This is a genomic window from Methylosinus sp. LW3, assembly GCF_000527115.1.
In the GTDB taxonomy this organism is placed as follows: domain Bacteria; phylum Pseudomonadota; class Alphaproteobacteria; order Rhizobiales; family Beijerinckiaceae; genus Methylosinus.
This window is the reverse complement of sequence record NZ_AZUO01000001.1, coordinates 3,897,670-3,918,560: the sequence shown is the minus strand read 5'-3', so window position 1 is coordinate 3,918,560 and position 20,891 is coordinate 3,897,670. Positions and strand designations below refer to the sequence as shown.

The 20,891-nt window shown below is 62.1% G+C and carries 16 protein-coding genes and 1 pseudogene; 4 read left to right on the top strand and 13 right to left on the bottom strand.

What is annotated here, in order from left to right; genetic code table 11:
• Nucleotides 1-155: 155 nt before the first annotated feature.
• From METLW3_RS0119755 to METLW3_RS0119745, 4 genes and pseudogenes are all read left to right on the top strand, one after another.
• Nucleotides 156-1,319 (top strand): efflux RND transporter periplasmic adaptor subunit, encoded by a 1,164-nt coding sequence (locus METLW3_RS0119755; RefSeq protein ID WP_036309839.1) that lies wholly within the window; start codon nt 156-158, stop codon nt 1,317-1,319.
• Between the two features lie 10 nt (nt 1,320-1,329).
• Nucleotides 1,330-4,494 (top strand): annotated as a pseudogene (locus METLW3_RS25925) (CusA/CzcA family heavy metal efflux RND transporter); the annotation flags it as partial.
• A gap of 117 nt (nt 4,495-4,611) precedes the next feature.
• On the top strand, nt 4,612-5,982 hold the full coding sequence (locus METLW3_RS29120; protein ID WP_245267450.1) for a TolC family outer membrane protein: 1,371 nt from the start codon (nt 4,612-4,614) through the stop codon (nt 5,980-5,982).
• A 318-nt stretch (nt 5,983-6,300) separates the two neighbouring features.
• Complete coding sequence (locus METLW3_RS0119745) at nt 6,301-7,206, top strand: LysR family transcriptional regulator (protein ID WP_024881538.1); 906 nt, start codon at nt 6,301-6,303, stop codon at nt 7,204-7,206.
• On the opposite strand, the gene METLW3_RS0119740 is transcribed toward METLW3_RS0119745, so the two are convergent.
• The 13 genes from METLW3_RS0119740 to METLW3_RS27675 form a co-directional block, all read right to left on the bottom strand.
• Nucleotides 7,157-7,426 (bottom strand): DUF2274 domain-containing protein, encoded by a 270-nt coding sequence (locus METLW3_RS0119740; protein WP_024881537.1) that lies wholly within the window; start codon nt 7,424-7,426, stop codon nt 7,157-7,159. The two genes, METLW3_RS0119745 and METLW3_RS0119740, sit on opposite strands and share 50 nt — an antisense overlap.
• Nucleotides 7,423-8,628, bottom strand: coding sequence for a TrbI/VirB10 family protein (locus tag METLW3_RS0119735; RefSeq protein ID WP_024881536.1), 1,206 nt, complete (start codon nt 8,626-8,628; stop codon nt 7,423-7,425). Before METLW3_RS0119735 ends, METLW3_RS0119740 begins: the two co-directional genes overlap by 4 nt.
• Nucleotides 8,625-9,620 carry a P-type conjugative transfer protein TrbG gene (trbG, locus tag METLW3_RS0119730; RefSeq protein WP_024881535.1) on the bottom strand — a complete coding sequence of 332 codons (996 nt, stop codon included), beginning with the start codon at nt 9,618-9,620 and terminating at the stop codon, nt 8,625-8,627. The genes METLW3_RS0119735 and trbG overlap by 4 nt, the downstream gene beginning before the upstream one ends.
• A complete protein-coding gene (gene trbF, locus METLW3_RS0119725; protein ID WP_024881534.1) occupies nt 9,617-10,300 on the bottom strand; it encodes a conjugal transfer protein TrbF in 684 nt (227 codons plus the stop codon). Before trbF ends, trbG begins: the two co-directional genes overlap by 4 nt.
• Complete coding sequence (gene trbL / locus METLW3_RS0119720) at nt 10,300-11,559, bottom strand: P-type conjugative transfer protein TrbL (RefSeq protein WP_024881533.1); 1,260 nt, start codon at nt 11,557-11,559, stop codon at nt 10,300-10,302. Before trbL ends, trbF begins: the two co-directional genes overlap by 1 nt.
• Nucleotides 11,560-11,562: 3 nt before the next feature.
• Entirely contained in the window at nt 11,563-11,943 is a 381-nt protein-coding gene (locus METLW3_RS0119715; protein ID WP_024881532.1) for a hypothetical protein, read from the bottom strand.
• A gap of 10 nt (nt 11,944-11,953) precedes the next feature.
• The gene (trbJ, locus tag METLW3_RS0119710; protein ID WP_024881531.1) at nt 11,954-12,703 is read right to left on the bottom strand and encodes a P-type conjugative transfer protein TrbJ; all 750 of its coding nucleotides are present in this window, start codon (nt 12,701-12,703) and stop codon (nt 11,954-11,956) included.
• On the bottom strand, nt 12,700-15,135 hold the full coding sequence (gene trbE / locus METLW3_RS0119705; protein ID WP_024881530.1) for a conjugal transfer protein TrbE: 2,436 nt from the start codon (nt 15,133-15,135) through the stop codon (nt 12,700-12,702). The genes trbJ and trbE overlap by 4 nt, the downstream gene beginning before the upstream one ends.
• A 13-nt stretch (nt 15,136-15,148) precedes the next feature.
• Nucleotides 15,149-15,433 carry a VirB3 family type IV secretion system protein gene (locus METLW3_RS0119700; protein WP_024881529.1) on the bottom strand — a complete coding sequence of 95 codons (285 nt, stop codon included), beginning with the start codon at nt 15,431-15,433 and terminating at the stop codon, nt 15,149-15,151.
• Nucleotides 15,433-15,768 (bottom strand): TrbC/VirB2 family protein, encoded by a 336-nt coding sequence (locus tag METLW3_RS0119695; RefSeq protein WP_024881528.1) that lies wholly within the window; start codon nt 15,766-15,768, stop codon nt 15,433-15,435. Before METLW3_RS0119695 ends, METLW3_RS0119700 begins: the two co-directional genes overlap by 1 nt.
• Nucleotides 15,761-16,699, bottom strand: a complete 939-nt coding sequence (trbB, locus tag METLW3_RS0119690) for a P-type conjugative transfer ATPase TrbB (RefSeq protein WP_157516615.1) — start codon at nt 16,697-16,699, stop codon at nt 15,761-15,763. The genes METLW3_RS0119695 and trbB overlap by 8 nt, the downstream gene beginning before the upstream one ends.
• A gap of 427 nt (nt 16,700-17,126) precedes the next feature.
• On the bottom strand, nt 17,127-17,840 hold the full coding sequence (locus METLW3_RS28365) for a hypothetical protein (protein WP_157516597.1): 714 nt from the start codon (nt 17,838-17,840) through the stop codon (nt 17,127-17,129).
• Complete coding sequence (locus METLW3_RS27675; RefSeq protein ID WP_084484868.1) at nt 17,837-20,869, bottom strand: N-6 DNA methylase; 3,033 nt, start codon at nt 20,867-20,869, stop codon at nt 17,837-17,839. The genes METLW3_RS28365 and METLW3_RS27675 overlap by 4 nt, the downstream gene beginning before the upstream one ends.
• Nucleotides 20,870-20,891: the final 22 nt, after the last annotated feature.

Genomic DNA, 20,891 nt, shown 5'->3' with positions numbered 1-20,891 from the left:
TCGTTCGGCGCCGAGATTTCTCATGAATTGTCAGCAGGTCGGATAGCGCGATGACAAGGCGGGACTTCGACAACGTCACCGGTTCGCGGGATAGCGAGAGCACGGCGAGAAGGATAGCGATCCGTCCATTCGGCGCCTTCCTGCTGCTCGTCACAATGGCGCTGATCGCCGTCGGCCTTGTTCGTGGGGGACGGTCAGACCTTGCGACGCAATCGCGGGGGAGCGAGGCGAAGGCCGAGGCCGCCGAAAGCAAGGCAGCCGACGGATTGGTGAAGGTTTCGCCCGCGCAGATCGAAAAGGCGAAAATCGAAATATCGCCAGTCGGCCCCGGAACTTTGCACAAACGCCTGACAGTCCCCGCGGCCGTCGCGGCGGATCCCGACCGCATCGGGCGGGTCGCGGCGAAAGTGGCTGGCATTGTCGCGGAAATGCGAAAGCGAATCGGCGACCGCGTCGCGGCGAATGAGGTGATCGCGATCATCGATTCGCGTGAGCTTGCAGACGCGAAAAGTGGATTCCTCGCCGCCGCGGTCGATCACGACCTTCAGAACACACTGTTTCAGCGTGAGAAGGGCCTTTTCGAGAAAAAGATCACCCCAGAACAGGCTTTCTTGAAGGCCAAAAGCAGTCTGGCAGAGGCGAAGCTGCGCCTCGATCTCGCTCGTCAGAAGCTCGTGACGCTCGATATGACCGAAGCCGAGATCTCGGCGCTCGCGGCGCAGCCGATAGCGAACCTCAAGCGGAAGGAAATCAGGGCGCCGCTCGCCGGCCGTGTGATCGAGCGCCTCGCGGACATTGGTCAGCCGGTAGGCGGAGAAGGACAGGCGAAGGAACTCTATGTGGTCGCCGATCTCTCCGTCGTCCAGGTCGATCTCTCAGTCCTGCCGAACGATCTTCCTTTCGTTCATGAAGGGCAAACCGTGTATATCAAAACTGTCGATGGTCGGCGATTGACGGGAAAGGTCGCCACGGTTGCCGCGACCGTGACACGAGACACGCGATCCGGTCGCGTGCTCGCAGATTTCAAGAACCAGGACCTCGCCCTCCATCCCGGCGTTCTTCTCGACGCGGACATCGATCTCGAAACCACCCGCGTGAAACTGCGGGCTCCGCGCGCGGCAGTGCAGACGATCGAAGGAGCCCCCACGGTCTTCGTGCGCGCCGCCGACGGCTTCATCAAGCGCAAGGTCGAGATCGGCGCGTCGGATGACGACGCCTACGAAATCTTACGCGGACTGGCGCCGGGAGAAGCCATCGCCACCACGAATAGTTTCGTCCTGAAGGCCGAAGCCGGCAAGAACGAAGTGTCCGAAGACTGACAGCGCGCCCATGATCGCCCGAATCGTTTCCTTTTCCGTTCACCAACGTTGGCTCGTCGTGTTGTTCGTCGCCATGGCGAGCGTCTTCGGCGGCTGGTCCCTCGCGCATCTGCCGATCGACGCAGTCCCAGATATCACGAATAGGCAAGTCCAGGTGAATGCGCGCGCCGCTGCGCTCTCCGCGAATGAAATGGAGAAGCAGGTCACCTATCCGATCGAGAATGCGATTGCGGGCATACCAGGACTGGAATACCGACGCTCTCTTTCTCGCAACGGGTTCGCGCAGGTGACCGCGGTGTTCAGCGACCGCACCGACATTTATTTCGCGCGCCAGCAAATCACGGAACGCTTGGCCGACGCACGAGAGGAATTTCCTCCCGGCGTCGAAGCGCATATGGGACCGATTTCCACAGGTCTTTCCGAAATCTACATGTGGACGGTTCGTTTCGGGAAGGACGATGAGGCGAAGATACGGCGCGACGGCGAGCCCGGTCCACAACGCGACGGTTCCTATCTGACGCCCGAGGGCGCGCTACTGCGGACGAATGTCGAGAAGGAAGCCTATCTGCGGACGGTGCAGGACTGGATCATCAAGCCGCAGCTGCGGACGATCGAAGGGGTCGCCGGCGTCGATTCCCTCGGCGGCTATGTCAAGCAGTATCTCGTGCAACCCGATCCGGCGAAAATCTATGCGCTCGGCCTGTCCTTTTCCGACATAGCGGCAGCGATCGAGCGCAACAATACGAGCCGCGGCGCGAATTATGTGGAACGCAGCGGCGAGAGCTTCGTCGTTCGCAGCGGCGGCCGCCTCGAGACAATTGAGGATGTTGCCGCCGTCGTGGTGGTCACCCGCGACGCCGTTCCTATTCGCATTGCCGACATCGCAGAGGTCGCGATCGGCGGGGAGCTGCGCACGGGCAGCGCAAGCATGAATGGCGAGGAAGTCGTCATCGGCACGGCGCTCATGCTGATTGGCGGCAACAGCCGGACCATAGCCGGCGCTGTCGATACGAAAATGCGCGAGATCGCAAAATCGCTGCCGCCGGGAATCGAGACGAAGACGGTCCTCGACCGCACAGCACTTGTCGACGCGACCATCCGGACGGTCGCCTCCAACCTCCTCGAAGGGGCCGCGCTCGTCATCCTCGTGCTCTTCGCGCTGCTCGGGAATTTCCGCGCCGCGTTGATTACGGCGCTGGTCATTCCCGTTACGATGGCGCTGCTGGCCACCGGAATGGTTCAGGCCAGGATCAGCGCCAATCTGATGAGTCTCGGCGCGCTCGATTTTGGCCTCATTGCCGACGGCGCCGTCATCATCGCCGAGAATTGTCTGCGACATCTCGCCGAGCGCCGACACGGCCTCGGCCGCGATCCGACGCTCGACGAGCGCCTCCGGACGATCATCGCCTCCGCCGAGGAAATGATACGTCCGACCGTCTTCGGCCAGCTGATCATCATCCTCGTCTACGTGCCTATGCTCACCTTCTCCGGTGTCGAAGGAAAGATGTTCGAGCCCATGGCGATGACCGTGATCATAGCGCTCGTATCGGCTTTCATTCTGTCACTGACCTTCGTTCCCGCGATGATCGCGATCGTGATAACCGGGCGCGTCGACGAGTCCGATAACGCGATTGTACGGCGAATGAAGGATTTTTATCGCCCGCTGCTGACGTTGGCGACGCGCCTGCCCAAGACAACGATCGCTTTCGGCGTGGGAGTGTTCGTGGTCTCGCTGCTGCTTGCCGGGCGGCTGGGCCAAGAATTCATTCCGACGCTCGACGAAAAAAACTTAGCGATGCAGGCGAGCCGTATTCCGAGCGTGTCCCTGACCCAGTCCCAAGCGATGCAGTTCGAGATCGAGAACGCGATCCGCGCTCTTCCCGAAGTTGCTTATGTCTTTTCCAAGACGGGAACCGCGGAAATCGCGACCGATCCGATGCCGCCCAATATGACCGATACTTTCATCATGCTGAAGCCGCAAAAGGAATGGCCGGATCCCAGGCTGCCGAAAGATGAGCTCGTCACCCGGATCCGAGGCGAGGTCGATGAATTGCTCGGCAATCTCTACGAATTCTCGCAGCCGATCCAAATCCGGTTCAACGAGCTGCTGGCGGGCGTGCGCGGCGACATCGCCGTGAAAGTGTTCGGCGACGACTTCGACACGATGCTGAAGTCCGCCAACCAGATCGCGGCAATCTTGAGAGGCGTCACGGGAGCGGTCGATGTGAAGGTGGAGCAGGTCGAGGGCTTGCCGCTTCTCGACATCAAGATCGACAAGCGCGCGATCGCTCGGCTCGGCCTCACCCTGGCGTCGGCGCAGGACGTGATCGGAGCGGCGATCGGCGGTCAGCAGGCCGGCGTCATTTTCGAGGGTGATCGCCGCTTTCCGATCGTGGTTCGATTGCAGGACAGATTGCGGGATGACATCAAGGCGATGGAGAATATCCCCGTAGCGCTGCCGGAAAGAGGGGCCGGCCCGGCGCCGACCATTCCGCTCAAGCAAATCGCGAAGCTTTCGATCGGTGATGGACAGAATCAAATTTCGCGAGAGAACGGCAAGCGCCGCGTCGTCGTGACCGCGAACGTGCGTGGCCGCGACATTGCCTCTGTCGTCGACGAGGCTCGAGCCGAGGTCGACGCCAAGGTTGCAATTCCGGCGGGCTATTGGATCGCCTGGGGCGGACAGTTCGAGAATCTCGCGGCTGCGCGCGCACGGCTCGCGGTCGTCGTGCCGGCTTGCTTCTTTCTGATTTTTCTGTTGCTCTATTCAGCGCTCGGCGGCGTCCGCGACGCGCTTGTGGTATTTTCGGCGGTTCCGCTCGCGCTTTCCGGCGGCGTAGCGGCCTTGTGGTTGCGCGGAATGCCGATGTCGGTATCGGCCGCAGTCGGCTTCATCGCCCTTTCGGGCATCGCCGTGTTGAACGGCCTCGTCATGCGCACCTATATTCGCCAGCTCATAGAGCGGGGGCTTTCCTCGCGCGACGCAATTTTCGAGGGCGCCATGACCCGTTTGCGTCCCGTCGCGATGACTGCGCTCGTAGCCTCGCTCGGCTTCGTTCCCATGGCGATCGCGACCGGAGCCGGCGCGGAAGTGCAGAAGCCGATAGCCACCGTCGTCATCGGCGGTCTGATCAGCGCGACCCTTCTGACCCTCGTCGTCCTGCCGGCGCTCTATACGATCTTCGGCGACGGTGGCGGCGGAACGACGGAACCTTCGCCGCTCGCCGCACAACCGTTCCGCCGCACGTGGAGGATCGTGAAACGGCCTGCCACCCTCGTCGTCCTCTCTGGCATGATCGTAGGTGGCGTAGGCGAATCACAATGTCGTGCCGAAACATTGGAGCGTGCTTTAGCGTTGGCCTATCGGGCCAGTCCCGTGATCAACTCCAGTCGGGCGGCATTGCGCGCGGAAGACGAAAATGTGCCCCGTGCGCTTTCGCAGATTCGTCCGCGCGCCCGGGCCGACGGATTTTTCGGAGTCGAGAGGCGCCGATCAGTTCAAAACGCCACCGAAATTGTCAACGGCAATTATCTGCAGCCCGATTTCGTTCAGAGCTTTCAGAATAATGGAGCCTTGCCGAGAACAGCGATCCTGACCGTCGAGCAACCGCTGTTCGATGGTTTCAAGACGCTCAACTCGGTGCGCGCGGCGGAAACAGGCGTGTTTGCAGGGCGCGAGCGGTTGAGGTCGATCGAGCAGCGCGTCCTGTTCGACGCCGTCGTTGCCTATATGAATGTTCTACGGGACATTGCGGCGCTGCGGCTACAGGAGAACAATGTCGCCGTGCTCGCGGAGCAGCTCCGCCAAGTCAAAGAACGTTTGACGGCCGGGCAGCTGACGGCGACCGATGTCTCGCAGGCGGAGGCTCGCCTGTCGGGCGGGCAGGCGCAAGCCGCCGCGGCGCGCGCCGCGCTCGAGGCGAGCAAGGGCGTCTACAGGCAGATCATAGGCGAGGAACCCAAGCGGCTTTCGCCGGCGAAGCCGGTCGACAGGCTACTGCCGGCGACCGAAGCGGAGGCGGAACGGCTGGCGCAGAGGGAACATCCACTGATCCTCGCGGCCTTGCACCGCGCGGACGCCGCCGAATTCGATGTGAAGGTCATCGAGAGCGAGTTTTGGCCGACCTTATCGATGATCGGCAACATCTACACCCAGTCCGACATAGACGGCAGAGGTAACCGGGCAGTCGGAGCAAAAGTGCTCGGACGCGTTTCTGTTCCCCTCTACTCGGGGGGAGAATTGTCGGCACGCACACGTCAGGCCAAGGAGATCGTGGGGCAAAAGCGATTCGACGCGGATGCCGCCCGCGCGGAACTGATAGCGCTGATGCGAGCTAATTGGGGCTCGCTACAAGCAGCCAGGACGCAGTTGCGCGCCGCGCGCTCTCAGATCGAAGCCGCAGAGCGCGCGCTCTACGGCGTGCGGGAGGAGGCCAAGGCAGGACGTCGTACGACGATCGAGATTCTCAACGCACAGAGAGAGCTGCTCGACAGCCGAGTCATGCTCTTGTTCGCGCAACGCGATCAAGTCGTGGCCTCCTATGCTGTTCTTGCGGCGATGGGCCGACTGTCGGCCGTTGTTCTCGGCCTTCCCGTTATCGGCTACGAACCTGCTCTGCATTTCGAGCAAGTGAAGGATTCATGGGGTGGAACGCCGCCGTGAAGCCGTGAGATCGCGGATCAGCCGCTTTCTCGGCGGCGATGGACGCCTATTCGGAGGCTGGCCGTGCTCGGACGAATAATTCTGACCGACTTGGATCACCCTGGCGAAACGCTAGAAGTCGAAGTTTTCGACGCGGGGGAATTGATTCTATCTCTCGCTGGGTCGAGAAGCGGGCGGTTCCAAAGGCCACCACCTTAAGTCGCCACGAACTGATGTGTGCGCGCCACTTCGCCTCGGATTGCTGAATCCTCGGACGTCGCTTGCGCTTTGTCAATGTCTTGTTCCTCAAATCACTTTCGAATGCGAGGTAAGGCTTCGATGAAAGACTTGATGTCGATCTATCGAGCGCTTCTCGTTGCTGATCAGGCAAGTTTTAGTGGGGCCGCCAAAATCCTGGGAGTGAGGCAGTCCGCGGTCAGCCGGCGTGTCCGGAAGCTCGAAGACGAACTTGGAGTCTCGCTCTTCGAGCGGCGATCCGATGGCGTGCGCCCAACTGATGCGGGTCAACTATTCTTGAGACGGGCGCGGGCGGCTTTCAAGGAGCTGGACGGTGCGGTAAAGGGAGCAATGGCGGCTGGACGAGGGACGGACGGCGTCATCCGCATTGGTCTTCTACCTTGCTTGGCGTCCGGCAATCTCGGCATTTTGCTCGGGGGCTATCGGGTCTCTCATCCGGGTGTTGCAATGGAGCTTTTCGAGGGCTCATCGCAACATCAGATCGGAAAGATAATGGACCGCAGCCTCGATCTCGCCTTCGTTGTCGGCGGGACGGCGGCTCCCGGTTGCGATGTCGAGACATTCTGGAAGGCGAGAGTGTTCGTCGCCTTGCCGGAACGGCATCCGCTCGCGGGCTGCGACGTTGTCGACTGGGCTCTCGTGAAAGAGGAACATTTCATCTTTGGTCGGGAGGCGACAAGCTCGGGGTTCGACCAGCTTGTCTTCGAGCGGACGGCGAGACTGGGGGGACGAGCTTCGTCTGAAACTCACGAGATTTCGCAAGATGCGGTGATGAAGCTCGTCGCCCTGCAGTTCGGTCTCAGCGTCGTCGGTGAGACAAGCCTTTTCATTCAGTATCCGAACGTCACACTCCGGCGGCTCCCGGACGACGGCGGCAACCTCGACTATGGAGCGGCCTGGCTTCCGGGAAACGATAATCCGGCGCTGCGTCGTTTCCTCAGTCTGGCGCGCTCGATGTCGACGGAGAAGCCGACGTCGAAGGCATAGCGGTCCTGCGTGTGCCTCGCGCCTTCAAAAACCCCCGGTCGCCCGCGATGAATTTTTCCAGCATCGGCGCGATCAGTTTCGCGGGCTCGATCTTCTGCCCGCAGTCCCTCGCGAGAATCTCCGCATAGGCGACGAGATCGCGATGGAGCGCCGCCGGCAGGGCGACAATGAGCTTGACCGGCTTATCGTCCTGCACGGAGGTGAGTTTCAGTTTCGTCATTGGTCGAGCTCGGTAGTTTTGATTTCTGTGGCAGATGGAAAATTCGAGAGGACCAAGTCGCGCGTGACGATCACGCGCACAGGAAAGCCGGGACGGATCGTGAGCGTCGGCTGAATGTTGAGATTGCGGCCGACGATCTGCTGGCCGGTCTGGTTGAAGCTCTGGGCGCCGCCACGTCGCAGCGCCTGCATGAGCGCGCTCTCGTCGCCGGTCGTTCCGAGCTGCGCTCCGACGCCGAGGATTGTCGACAGCGCCGCGGCGCCGGCCAATCTCAGCCAATGATGGTCGACCTCGTCTTCGAGGCCAGAGAAGCCGGCGGCGTCGGCGCCGGGCTGGCGTTCCAGCACGATGGAGCGCCCGTCCGGGAGAATGAGACGGTTCCATACGAGCAGCACGCGCGACTGGCCGAAAGCGATCTGTGAATCATAGACGCCGATCAGCTTCGAGCCCTGCGGGATGAGCAGAAAGCGGCCGGTCGGGCTGTCGTAGACATTTTCTGTCACCTGCGCGGTGATCTGGCCGGGAAGATCGGAGCGAACGCCGGTAACGAGCGCCGCCGGAATGACGGCGCCAGCCTGAAGGACATAGCGCGACGCCGGAGGCGCGAGACGATCGGAGCTCACCGTGCGGCGATCGACGGGCGCGTTGACGAAGGCGAGCTTGCGGTCCTGCATGTTCTGGATGTCGTTCGGATCGATCGGCGGCGTTTCCCCCGCCGGCGACGCGACGGACGGCGAGGCGGATAGCGGAGCGCCTTCGCTCGACGCCGGCCGCTCGCGCGCATTCGTCGTCGCGAAGAGCTTCGCGGTGCGCGCCGCCTCGCGCTCCTGCCCGATGCGCTGCTCCTCCGGATCGACGGCCGCGGGCGCCGGGAATTGCCCCTGCGCGGCGAGGATCGGCCGTCCGAGATCGCCGGGGAGCGGAGGCCCGAGCTTCGGCACATTCTTCGGCAGAGCCGTATAGTCGCGCGGCAGGGACGCGAGCCCGTCGGCGGTGGTTTTGGCCTCCGTGCTATAGAGTTCCGACGGAGGCGAGGCGCGCCCTCTCGATTGGAGCGCGTAGACGGTGAGACCGAGAATGGCGGTGGCAGAAACCGCGGAAAGCGCGATCAGCGCGCGGCGCGAGAGCCGGGTGACCGGCGGGCGCTCGGGTCGGAGCCGCAACTCCTCGGCCAACTTCTTCTCGTGCTCCGGCGGGCTCATATCGACGGCCTCCCGTCGCTTCGCACGATCCGCACGACCTTTTGCGAATCGGCGCCGAAACGCAGCTCCGCCGCGGCGAACAGCCGATCGACGATCATGTGATGGCCGCGCACGCGGTAATTGACGAGCTGGCTGTCGCCAGCGGCGCCGGTGACGAACAGCGGCGGCATTTCTCCTTGCGATATCCCGCGTGGGAATTCGATATAGACCTTGCGGCCGTCGTCGAAGGCGCGCAGCGGCCGCCAGGGGGCGGCATCGCCCTCGACCGTGTAGCGAAAATTCAGACGGGAGATGTCGAGACCCGTGTCGACAGGGGCGACCGCCTCGGCAACAACATTGCGCCGGCGTAGCGCGATCAGTTCGTCCTGCGGATATTGCCAGGACACCGAGGCCATATAGGTCTTGTCGGTCGAGCGCAGCTCGAGGTGATAGGTGCGCCGGTCGGTGTTGATGACGAGGTTTGTCATCAGATCGGCGCGCGTCGGCTTGACCATAATGTGAGTTTTCTTCGTCGCGCCGGTGCCGCTTTCCGTATCGCCGATGACCCAACGCACCGTGTCGCCCGCGGCGACCGGGCCGGAGCCGACGAGCTGCTCGCCCTCCTGCAAGGCGATGTCGGTGATCTCGCCCGGCGCGGCGTAGAGCTGATAGAGCGCGCCCTCGGTGAAGGGGTAGATCTGGACCGCGTTGATGTAGCCGGCGCGGCGCGGCTCCATGCGCGCCGCGGCGTTGGCCTGCTCGATGCGCGCCTTTGGGTCATTCGGCTCCGGCGGTTCGCCCTTGCCGCGCGCCAGCGGCTTGAGCTGGCCGGGAAGTGGCAGGATTTTCGGAACCTCGACGATTTTGACGGGCCCTGGCGGGTCGCTCTGCAGCGCCGCCGGCGCGGGGAAATCGTCATAGTCGATGTCCGGCGGCTTGAAGCCCGAGCAGGCGTAGAGGCTCGTGGAACCGAGAATAGCGAACGCGAGCGCACGAGCGGAATGAAGCCTCATTGTCCGAGCTCCTTCGACCAGTTGACGGCGTGGATGAACAGGCCGAGCGGGTTCTTGCGCAGGCGCTCGGGGTCGCGCGGCGGCTGGACGATGATCGAAAGGATCGCCGTCCAGCGCTCGGTCGCAGCGAGGCTGGCGTTTTCGTAGCGGCGTTCGGTCCAGGCGATGCGGAAGGAATCGTCGGAGGCGCGGATGACGCTCGACACGTCGACCGCGACCTGAACCTGGCCGATCTTGGCGAAAGGATCATTGGCGCGGGCGTAATCGTTCAGCGCCAGCGCGCCCTTATCGGTGACGAAATCATAGGCCTTCAGCCAGTTCTGGCGCACGATGATCGGATCGGCGGGAATGGAGCGCACATATTCGATGAAGCGCGCGAGGTGCCAGGCGATCTGCGGATCGGTCGGCTTGTAGTCGGCGATTGCGGGCGCGACCGCCTGGGCTTCGCCGAGCTTGTCAATCTCGACCACCCACGGAACGATCGAGCCGCGGGCACCCTGCCAGACGAGCGCGGCGGCGAATCCGCCGGCGAGGAACAGATTGCCGAAGGCAATCAGTCGCCAATTATAGGCTTGCGCTCGGGCCGAGCCGATGCGCTCGTCCCAGACCTGCGCGGCCTTCTGATAGGGCGTTTCGGGCTCGGGAGTGCGCCCGTAGCGGATGGACGAGCGTTTGAACATCAGCGCACCTCGGAGAGGTTGATGGAGGCTCCGCCGCCATGCGAATCGCCAGAGCGGAGCGAATGGGCGGCGAGCGACAGGCCATGGGTGACGCCTTGACGATTTTTCAGGCGTCGCGCCCAGGCGGGCACCTCGGTCGAGGAGGAGACAGGACGCTCCGTGCCGCCGCCGGAGAGGCTCGACGCCACCTCACCTGTGCCGTGACTGATCGGCCCGCCGGTCGGCGCGCTCGCTCCGCTTCCCGGCCCTCCGTCACCTCCGGACGACGGCGATCCGACCGCTGACGGGCCGGGAGATCCGGGGCCCGGCCCCGGCGGGATCGTCGTGGCGGCGACAGTGTCGCGGCGTCCGGCGAGGCTCGAGATCGCTCCGCCCGCGAGGCGCGTAGCGCCGAGGCCGACGGCGCCCGCGCCGGCCACCACGAGGCCGGTTCCGACTACGGCGCCGGCGCCGAGCTGCGGGCCGCCGGAGATAATGCCGTTAGCGATGCCCGGGCCGAATATGCCGAGTCCGAGCAGGGAGAGCGCCGCGAGGGCGAGCGCCATGGCGTCTTCGATCGTCGGCTGCGCGCCGCCGGCACCCTGCGTGAATTGACTGAACAGCGTCGAGCCGATGCCCACGATGACGGCGAGCACCAGCACCTTCACGCCCGACGAGACGACGTTGCCGAGCACGCGCTCGGCGAGGAAAGCGGTCTTGCCGAAGAGGCCGAAGGGAATGAGCACGAAGCCCGCGAGCGTCGTCAGCTTGAATTCGATCAACGTGATGAAGAGCTGGATCGCGAGGATGAAGAAGCTCAGGACAACGACGAGCCACGCGAAGAACAGCACGCCGATCTGCACGAAGTTCACGACGACGGACACATATCCCATCAGCCCGGAAATGGTGTCGAGCAGCGGACGGCCAGCGTCGAAGCCGACCTGCGCGACGCGGCCGGGACGCAGAAAGTCGGCAGTCGACAGGCTGCTGCCAGCGGCCTTCAGGCCGAGACCGGAGAAGCTCTGGAAGATAATGCGGGCGAGCGTGTTCCAATTGCCGATGAGCCAGGCGAAGACGCCGACGAACATCGTCTTCTTCACGAGCCGGGCGATGATGTCCTCGTCTGGCCCCATGCTCCAGAAGAGCGCGGCGAGGATGACGTCGATGACGACGAGGGTCGAGGCGAGGAAGCTCACCTCGCCGCCGAGCAGGCCGAAGCCCGAATCGATATAGGAAGTGAAGGTCTCCAGGAATCGATCGATGACGCCGGTTCCGCCCATGGCTCATTCGCCCTTCGGAATTTGCGCGTCCGCCGGCGTGATGAATTCCGGCGCCTCGAGACGCAGCGAGAACGCGTCGAGCGTCGAATCCGCGCGTTCGACCAGATTTCCGGGCGCCGCGGTTGCGCGACATTCCGGCGCCGACAAGTCCCGACAGGTGTCGGCGTGCGCACTTTCGACGATCACGGCTCCGCGTCGCGACAGCGCTTCGTCGTTCGGCGCGGAGCGAAACGACATGGACGCTGGCGCCGCGACTGTCGCTCGCGCGTGCGCTTCGAGCTCGCAAGAACTGGCCTGAAACGCGAGAATCGCGACGGCCCCGAACGCAACGCCGAGCGCCACGAAGGCTAGATCTTCGGAGTCGACCCAGCGCTCGATCTTCATGGCGGCTCCCTCAATTGTGAAACATGGAGACATTGCCGGGCTGATAGCCCTGTCCCGGCGCAATGAAGCGGCGCAGCTGCTCGCGCGCCTGCTCTTGGGCGGCGGCGTTACGCGCGGCTTCGAGCGATTGCGCGCGCCCCTGCGACGCAAGCAGCGCCGCCACATCGGCGAGCTGCTTGCTTTGCAGCGCGAGAAGCTGATTTCCGGCTTGCGAAGCCTGCAAGGCGCCGACGGCGGACTGGCTCGATGAGACGAGCGCGCCCGCCTCCGAGCGCGTCGTGTCGATCGCCTGCACGATTCCGGCCTGCACGCGAAGCGCATCCTGCAATGCCGCGACAGAATTCTGCCAGCGCTGCTGCGCGCCGGCGATCAGATCGGCGGAACTCGCGGAAGGACTCGCCGCGCCATAGTGGGTGGCGAAGGCGCGGTCGATCTGTTGGACATCATAGGCGATGCGCTGCGCCTGTTGCAGAAGCTGCTGGGTCTGCGCGATCGACTGTTGAATCGTCTGTAAAGACGAATAAGGGAGATTGGCGAGGTTCTTCGCCTGATTGAGGAGCGAACGCGCCTGGTTCTGCAGGCCGCTGATCTGATTGTTGATCTGCTGCAGCGTGTTCGCCGCCGTCATGACATTCTGGGCGTAATTGGTCGGATCGAACACGACGAATTGCGCACGTGCCGACGGCGACGACAGGGACGCCGCGAGCGCGAGCGCGACACCGAGCCGGCGCGCGGAAAGCGAATAACGAACAGGATTCATCGTGAAGCCTCCGGATCGGCGTTTTGTGCGAGAAGATCGGCGGCCCAGGCGAGGCCGCGCGCCGTGAGCCAGGCGCGCGCAAACCCCTCGCGCCCGCTTTGCGCGAAAAGCTCGGAGATGAGCTTCTGGTCGGTCTTGGAGGAAGCGGCGCAGAGCGCGAGCGCCAACGGCCCGAGGCCGAGCTCGAACAGCCGATTGCCGCGCCGCGACTGGCAGTAATAGTCGCGCTTCGGCGCTGCCCGCGCGACGATCTCGATCTGCCGGTCGTTGAGGCCGAAGCGCCGATAGATGGCCGCGATCTGCGGCTCCAGCGCGCGCTCATTGGGGAGAAAGATGCGCGTCGGGCAGCTCTCGACGATCGCCGGCGCTATCGGGCTCGTTTCGATGTCGGCGAGCGACTGGGTCGCGAAGACGACGGAGGCGTTCTTCTTGCGCAAGGTCTTGAGCCATTCGCGCAATTGGCTGGAGAATCCCTTGTCGTCGAGCGCGAGCCAGCCTTCGTCGATAATGATGAGGCTCGGCGCGCCGTCGAGCCGGCCCTCGATGCGGTGAAAGAGATAGGCGAGGACGGCTGGAGCTGCGGAGGAGCCGATCAACCCCTCGGTCTCGAAGGTCTGAACATCCGCTTGTCCGAAATATTCGGTCTCCGAATCGAGCAGCCGTCCATGCGGACCGCCGAGGCAATAAGGCTGCAGGGCGCGTTTGAGAGATTTGGATTGCAGGAGGACGGAGAGGCCGGTGAGCGTGCGCTCGCCGATCGGAGCCGATGCCAGCGACGACAGCGCCGACCAAAGATGCTCCTTCACTTCCGGCGTCACGGTGACATTTTCGCGCGCGAGGATCGCGGCGAGCCATTCCGATGCGAAGGCGCGTTCGGAAATCTCGTCGACGCGCGACAGCGGCTGCAGGGCAACGGGATCGACCGTGCCCTCGGCGGGTGCGCCGCCGAGGTCGTTCCAGTCCCCGCCCATGGCGAGCGTCGTCGCCCGCGCCGAGCCGCCGAAATCGAAGACGAAAATCTGCGCGTGCTCGTAACGTCGGAACTGCAGCGCCATGAGGGCGAGCAGCACGCTTTTTCCCGCGCCGGTCGGCCCGACGACGAGCGTGTGGCCGACGTCCCCGACATGCAGCGAAAAGCGGAACGGGGTCGAGCCCTCCGTCTTGGCGAACAGCAGCGGCGGGGCGTCGAGATGCGCGTCGGTGAGCGGCCCCGCCCAGACGGCGGAGAGCGGAATCATATGGGCGAGATTGAGCGTCGAGATCGGCGGCTGGCGCACATTGGCGTAGACATGGCCGGGAAGAGAGCCGAGCCAGGCCTCGATGGCGTTGACCGTCTCGGCCATGCAGGTGAAGTCGCGCCCCTGGATCACCTTCTCGGCGAGTCGGAGCTTTTCGTCGGCGAGGCCCGGGTTCTCGTCCCAGACAGTCAGCGTCGCGGTGACATAGGATTCGCCGATGAGATCGGAGCCCAAATCCTGGAGCGCAGCGTCGGCGTCGAGCGCCTTATTGTGGGCGTCGGTGTCGAGCAGAACCGACGCTTCGTTGGTCATCACTTCCTTCAGTATGGCGAAGACGGATTTGCGCTTGGCGAACCATTGCCGGCGGATGCGCGTCAGAATCTTCGCCGCGTCGGTCTTGTCGAGCGTGATCGCCCGCGTCGACCAGCGATAGGGAAAGGCGAGGCGGTTGAGCTCGTCGAGCACGCCGGGATAGGTCGACGACGGAAAGCCCATGATGGTGAGGACGCGCAAATGGGCGTTTCCGAGCCGCGGTTCCAGGCCGCCGGTCAAGGGTTCGTCGACCAGAATGGCGTCGAGGTGCATGGGCGTTTCGGAGACGCGGACGCCGTGGCGCTTGGTTGAAACGCAGGAATGGAGGTAGGTCAGCGTCTCGCTGTCCGAGAGCCATTCGGCTTCCGGCGCGAAGCCCTCGACGAGCTGCAGCACGCGGTCGGTCCGATCGACGAACGCCGACAAAATGGCGGTAGCGTTCGCTTCCGAAGAGCGGCCTTCGTAGAGCCAGCTCTCCGCGCCCGCCGCCTCATCCTCGGGCGGCAGGAACAGCAGAGTCAGGAAATACGCGCTCTCGAAATGGACGCCTTCTTCCTCGAACTGCGCCTTGCGCTCCAGCTCGACGAGCGCCGAGACGGGATCGGGAAAGGGGCTCGACGGGTAATGCTGTGCGGGATTGCGCTGCGCTTCGACGAAGATCGCCCAGCCCGAGCCGAGACGCCGAAGCGCATTGTTGAGCCGCGCTGTCGCGCCGACGAGCTCGGCCTGCGTCGCGCTGTCGAGATCGGGTCCGCGAAATCGCGCGGTGCGCTGAAAGGAGCCGTCCTTATTCAACACGACGCCGGGCGCAACCAGAGCCGCCCAGGGGAGGAAATCGGCGAGGCTGTGCGGCTTCTTGCGATATTCGGCGAGGTTCAGCATCGACGCCGCCTCCTCAAGCGCCGAGATGCGCGGGGTAGCGCAGATGGCGGCGTATGACTTCGACGAATTGCGGATCGCGCTTCGCCGCCCAGACGGCGGCGAGCTGGGCGATAATCCAAAAGGCGAGCCCAGCGATCCAAAGCCGCAGGCCGAGGCCGAGGGCGGCCGCCAGCGTTCCGTTGAGGATGGCGATCGAGCGCGGCGCGCCGCCGAGAAGGATCGGCTCGGTGAGAGAGCGATGCATCGCGACGCGAAATCCCGCCACGGCGCCGTCGGATGAGAAGGATGCGTCCTCCATCAGATCAGGGCTCCGCCGCCGAATGAGAAGAACGAGAGGAAGAAGCTCGAAGCGGCAAAGGCGATGGAGAGGCCGAAGACGATCTGTACCAGCCGGCGAAATCCGCCCGACGTGTCGCCGAAAGCGAGCGTCAGGCCGGTCGTGATAATGATAATCACGGCGATGATTTTGGCGACTGGCCCCTCGATCGACTGCAAAATCTGCTGGAGCGGCTGCTCCCAGGGCATATTCGAGCCCGCGGCATGCGCGGCCGTCGAAAGAGTCACGACGCCCAGCGAGACGAAGCCGGCGGCGAAGCGAATCCGAAATCGTGTGTGGGCGAATTCCCTATTCATGGTTTTCTCCGAATTTGATGCGCGTGAGATCGGCGAGCGCGTATTCGCCGCGCTTGTTCAGCCCCTTGACGGCGGCGAGCTCGATGAGTTTTCGCTCGGCGCCGCGTCCGGCGAGCACGGCGACGATCTGGATCGTCTCGACGATCAGCGCGCGCGGCACGGTGACGACCGCTTCCTGGATGAGCTGCTCGAGCCGGCGCAGCGCGCCGAGCGCCGATCCGGCATGGATGGTGCCGATGCCGCCGGGATGGCCGGTGCCCCAGGCCTTGAGCAAATCGAGCGCTTCCGGCCCGCGCACCTCACCGATCGGAATGCGGTCGGGCCGCAGGCGCAGGGAGGAGCGCACGAGGTCCGAAAGCGAGGCGACGCCATCCTTGGTCCGCAGCGCCACAAGATTGGGGGCGGCGCACTGCAGCTCGCGCGTGTCCTCGATCAGCACGACGCGGTCCGAGGTCTTGGCGACCTCAGCGAGCAGCGCGTTGACCAGCGTCGTCTTGCCGGTGGAGGTGCCGCCCGCGACCAGGATATTCATCCGACCGACGACGGCGGCGCGTAGCGTCGCGGCGTGTTCCTGCGCCATGACGCCGGCGGCGACATAGTCGTCGAGCGTGAAGATGGCGACCGCCGGCTTGCGGATGGCGAAGGCCGGCGCGGCGACGACGGGCGGCAGCAGACCCTCGAAACGCTCGCCTGTTTCCGGCAGCTCCGCCGAGACCCGCGGCGCCTCCGGATGAACCTCTGCGCCGACATGATGCGCGACGAGGCGGATGATCCTGTCGCCGTCCTCGGGCGGCAGAGTCGCGCCTGCGTCTTCCAACCCGCTCGTCAGGCGATCGAGCCAGAGCCGTCCGTCGGGATTGAGCATGACTTCGACGACGCTCTCGTCGTCCAGCCAGCGGGCGATCTGCGGCCCCAGCGCCGTGCGCAACATGCGCGCGCCGCGCAAAATCGCTTCAGCATTGCGGGAATGAGCCGTCACCTTCGCCCCTGGGTTCGCTCGAATCGCACGCGAGCGGTTCGAGGCCGGGGTCGATTAGGAAAGGCGGAATTCGCTTATTGGCAACAAGTTAGAGGCGAGCGTAGTGCTCTGGCGCGCAAAGACAAGGGGATGGCGATGTGTAGTCCGCACCGGAACTGCACGCGTGTCTCCGCCACAATGATGGTATGATCCGCGCTCGATGTCCTCCGGCCATCGTCCCGCTCACTGAACACGATTTAGCCGGAGACCGCTCCAGCCGATTGCTTCAGCTGTCGCCGCGTTAAATTACGCTCCAAGCCCAATGATCTTCATCATATTCCTGTCCCTCTTTCTTCAAGCCGAATTGAAGCTGCAGTCGCCTATAAGCCGAGGCGCATGATCAATTAACCCACAGATGCCAGACAGCGATGTTGCCAGGCGGCTTTCCGCTTTGAGCGCCATGCGCATACGAGAAATATCGCCCGTGATCAGATCGAGCTGCATCCGGCAACGATAGCGCGCATTTTTGGGGGAGTGATACCACAGCGTATTCAGGAGGTGACAACGCCATTGCCGCTGCGAGAAACGGGCAAAGAAGGCTCGATGTCGAGGCTCCGTCCCTCACATAGGCGAGCATCAAAGCCTCCCGATTTGTCCAAGCGTAATCCCCCGAGGTGAACCGGGCCAGCCCGTCCAGGCAATATCGCTCGATGGTCTTTTGCTTGGCGGTATCGATGAGCTTACATTCAACGATCAACGGAAATAGATGCTGCCTGCTTGTCAGCGAAATCTGGATATCTGGGCGCATTTCAAAACGGCTTGCATCGTAATTTTTTGTCTCGGTACCTCGCGAAACCGCACGAACAACTAAACTTGCCAAGGGATCATCGCCCACGAGATGGTTCAGGCGGTCGACCATCAGGCTGTTGAGATGCTTTTCGTCACCGGCAGATACCGCACAAGGATAATCCGATTTTATTCCTTCATAGGCATGCTGAAGTAATTCGAGAATTAGTTCGATATGGATAGGGTCAAGCGCTGCCAACGGCAACTCCTGCCCGCGAATTAACTCAGCCAAATGATCCTGCCGCAGTCCTGGAAACAGTCCACTCATACTGATAAGCGCTCCCTAAATAGTTCCGGGCGCGTCCAAATTATGCGCTGCGCCGCGAGGCGGGCCTGCGTTTCGCTCCAGTAGCGAGCCTGAGCGAGCAGCACCATCGAGAGGCGCTGCTTTCCTTCTTCTATAACGATTTCTGTAGCACCTGCGCGATCAGCGAGAGCGGTAAGCGCACGGATATCCGAGGAAAAAACCTGCTCTGGCTCTTTGACTTTAGCATTCTGACAGACTACAATATGCAATGTTTGCCATGGCGAAGACCGTCTATTTTCAACGGGGCTAACACGAACTCTACACTGGAATCGCTGGGCAAAACGGGTGAGTTCCGTTTCAAGTGTCTGACAATAGACTTTGATCTGGGCAAGAGATGGCTCTCCTTGCGCCAACTCACGATTTTCAGCGTATGGAAGGTTGAATCGCAATGTATCGTTGATGACGGTCAGGTCTCGCTCGCCAAGGCCATAGAGTTTTGCCACCCAGGAGTCGACCTCCGGCCATGCGTCGCTCTCCTTCGCTTCCAACCGGGTGAATAGCTCCTCGACTTCTTTTACTCGTGAAGATCCTAGATCTTCGAACAACGGGATAGGAATCTCCTCTACAATAGATTTTTCAATTACATCACGTTCAAATCCAAATTTTCCGCTTGTAATTAATGACATCCACATTGCCGTGCGGCTACCAAGAACAAGTGCGAGATATCGAAGCAGATGCGGAGCATCAGCAATTCCTTGTGCACTGTAACCATACCAGCTTTCACTGTAAACTACATCCTTACAGCAGACTGACATTCGGATACGTTGCGTATCGGCCGGTGGGGTTTGATGGATAAGAAGGATCGGTGCACTATATATTCCTCTTTGACGCTTGCGATGAAGACGTCTGATTTCGAATGGCTGCAATGATCTTATATCGATGTTGAGGGCTTCCGCTTCACCCTTTTGCAGATGAGGCAGCCCAATTAGATCGGCCGCGTCCTCTCCAATCGTGCCGTCGGTATTTCGCTTGCTGCTTAGGCGAAGGCTTTGGTAACCATTACCGTTAGGTAGTCGTCGCTCTCCCCAGTAGCGCGCAAGAGTCGTGAAATTACCCCGTCGTACCCTATCTATTAGTGAAAGATCGGCCTCGCTGCCGCGAAAGAGGATCTTCAAAGTTTCGGGACGCTCACGTAAATCTTGCGGACGTACGATATAGGAATTTGTCGCATCTAACCTCATTATGCCGGCATTATTGAAGCTTTTTTCATATCTTGGCGTGATCATTCGGAAGCCAGAGGCCGTGTGCGCTGACCTGTTCGCTGCAAATAGCAAGCAGAATGGTGCCGAGATGCTGGGCCATACCTTGGTCTGGCGAAGTTCAGAACCGTTAATGATTGAAGTTACGTCGATCGCCTCAAATAGGCTCTGCCGGGCGAGCGGCATGCCGTCTCCCTGTTGAAAAAGAATTCTTGCGTGTAGTGCAAATGCAATTTGTCCGTTGGGCCTTGCCCATCGCATCGCTCGCCAAACAAATGGCAGATCAAGAACCGCGTTGGGCAAAGGGGGGGCAACGGCATTCTCTCCGAGTCTGCTGCGAGCGGTGACGTGAATTTCCGCGAGCAGGAGACCCCAGTCTTCCAGACCGGTCGCACTGGCCCACGGCGGATTTCCGATAACCAAGTCGTACTGACCGTCATGTTCCGCTCCGATCAACGGACCGAGGCTCCCCAACTGCTTCGCTTCGGGTCGAGAGGCATCGACCGGGCGATGCAAGACGAAGCCACGTAAATCATCGAAATGCAGCTTGTCTACGGGTCGTGGATTGGGATCGAGTTCGATCGATAACAGGTAGAGGCCAAGCGCACAAAAACGCAGCGCGGCCTCGTTGATCTCAAAGCCGCGTATTTGCTTGTAGAGGATTTCACGGAGTGCTGTCGTATTGGGTCTCGCTCCTTCATATCTCCAGCGCGCCGCAACCAACTCTCGAAAAGCGGCAAGGAGAAAAACGCCAGCTCCAGCCGCAGGGTCCAACACGCGCGCGGATGCCGCGATACCCTGCGCGTTCAAACCACGAAACGCAGCCGATATCATCAAATTCGCAATCGCATGCGGTGTATAGAAGCCTCCCTCTTGCTGCTGTTGTTTGGGGGCGTGTTTGCGCAGATAATACTCATAGGCTTGACTCAGTACCCCTACCGGGATGTGCGAGAAGTCGAGATTATCCCACCGCTCCTGCCAACCCAGCGACAGCTGGCCGTCGTCTGCGCGGCGCAGAATGTTGCCAAGCACATGACATGCTGCCACTGTGAGCTTCGGAAAGACTTCGTCTGATAGCGGCAGCAGATCCCCATTGAACGTCTTATCGAGCCATGCGCAAGAACGACGTACTGTATCCGGTCGATCGAAAAACTCGTGCTCCGCTGGAGCGGATCCGAGCCATCCCGTGTCACCAGCAACGATATCTTTCGCGGGTGGCAATAGAGCGCGATCAGCAAGAAATCTCATGAATAGTGCTCGGCCGACGAGTGATATTGCATCTTCGCCTGAGAGCCCGTCATTTGTCTTTAAAGAGGAGATCGCCTGATCGAGTAGCTTCAGAATGACGCCAGTGATCCAGGTCTTGTCATTGATCTCTGCAGCTGGGCGCAGATTTGCCAGACGTGCGAAGGTCAACCACGATTCATCATCGGAAACGCCTGTATCGACGCGAACCGTCGAGAGCGAATGACGATCGAGCGCGATCCTGTAAACATCTAACCTTCCCGGATGAACCACACCGAGGTAAGGCGCATCGCCACGCATCGCGAGGATACGTCGGATGCGCTTAAGCCGTCGGAAATCGCCGTTCAGTTTGTTGCCATCGACCAAGAAGACTAGCGGCGCTTCTTGCCACTCGTAGACGCCTTCGACAAGGTGCAGGTCATTGTCATGGCCACGGGCCATCAAAATGGTCGAGTAGGCAAGCAGTTCTGGCGCCGGACAATCGAAGGGATGAAGGCTGTCGCGATCTGCTCCTAGCTCCGTTAGCGTGTCGAGCATGGCGATCATTCGCCTCCTCCCACCAAAGAGA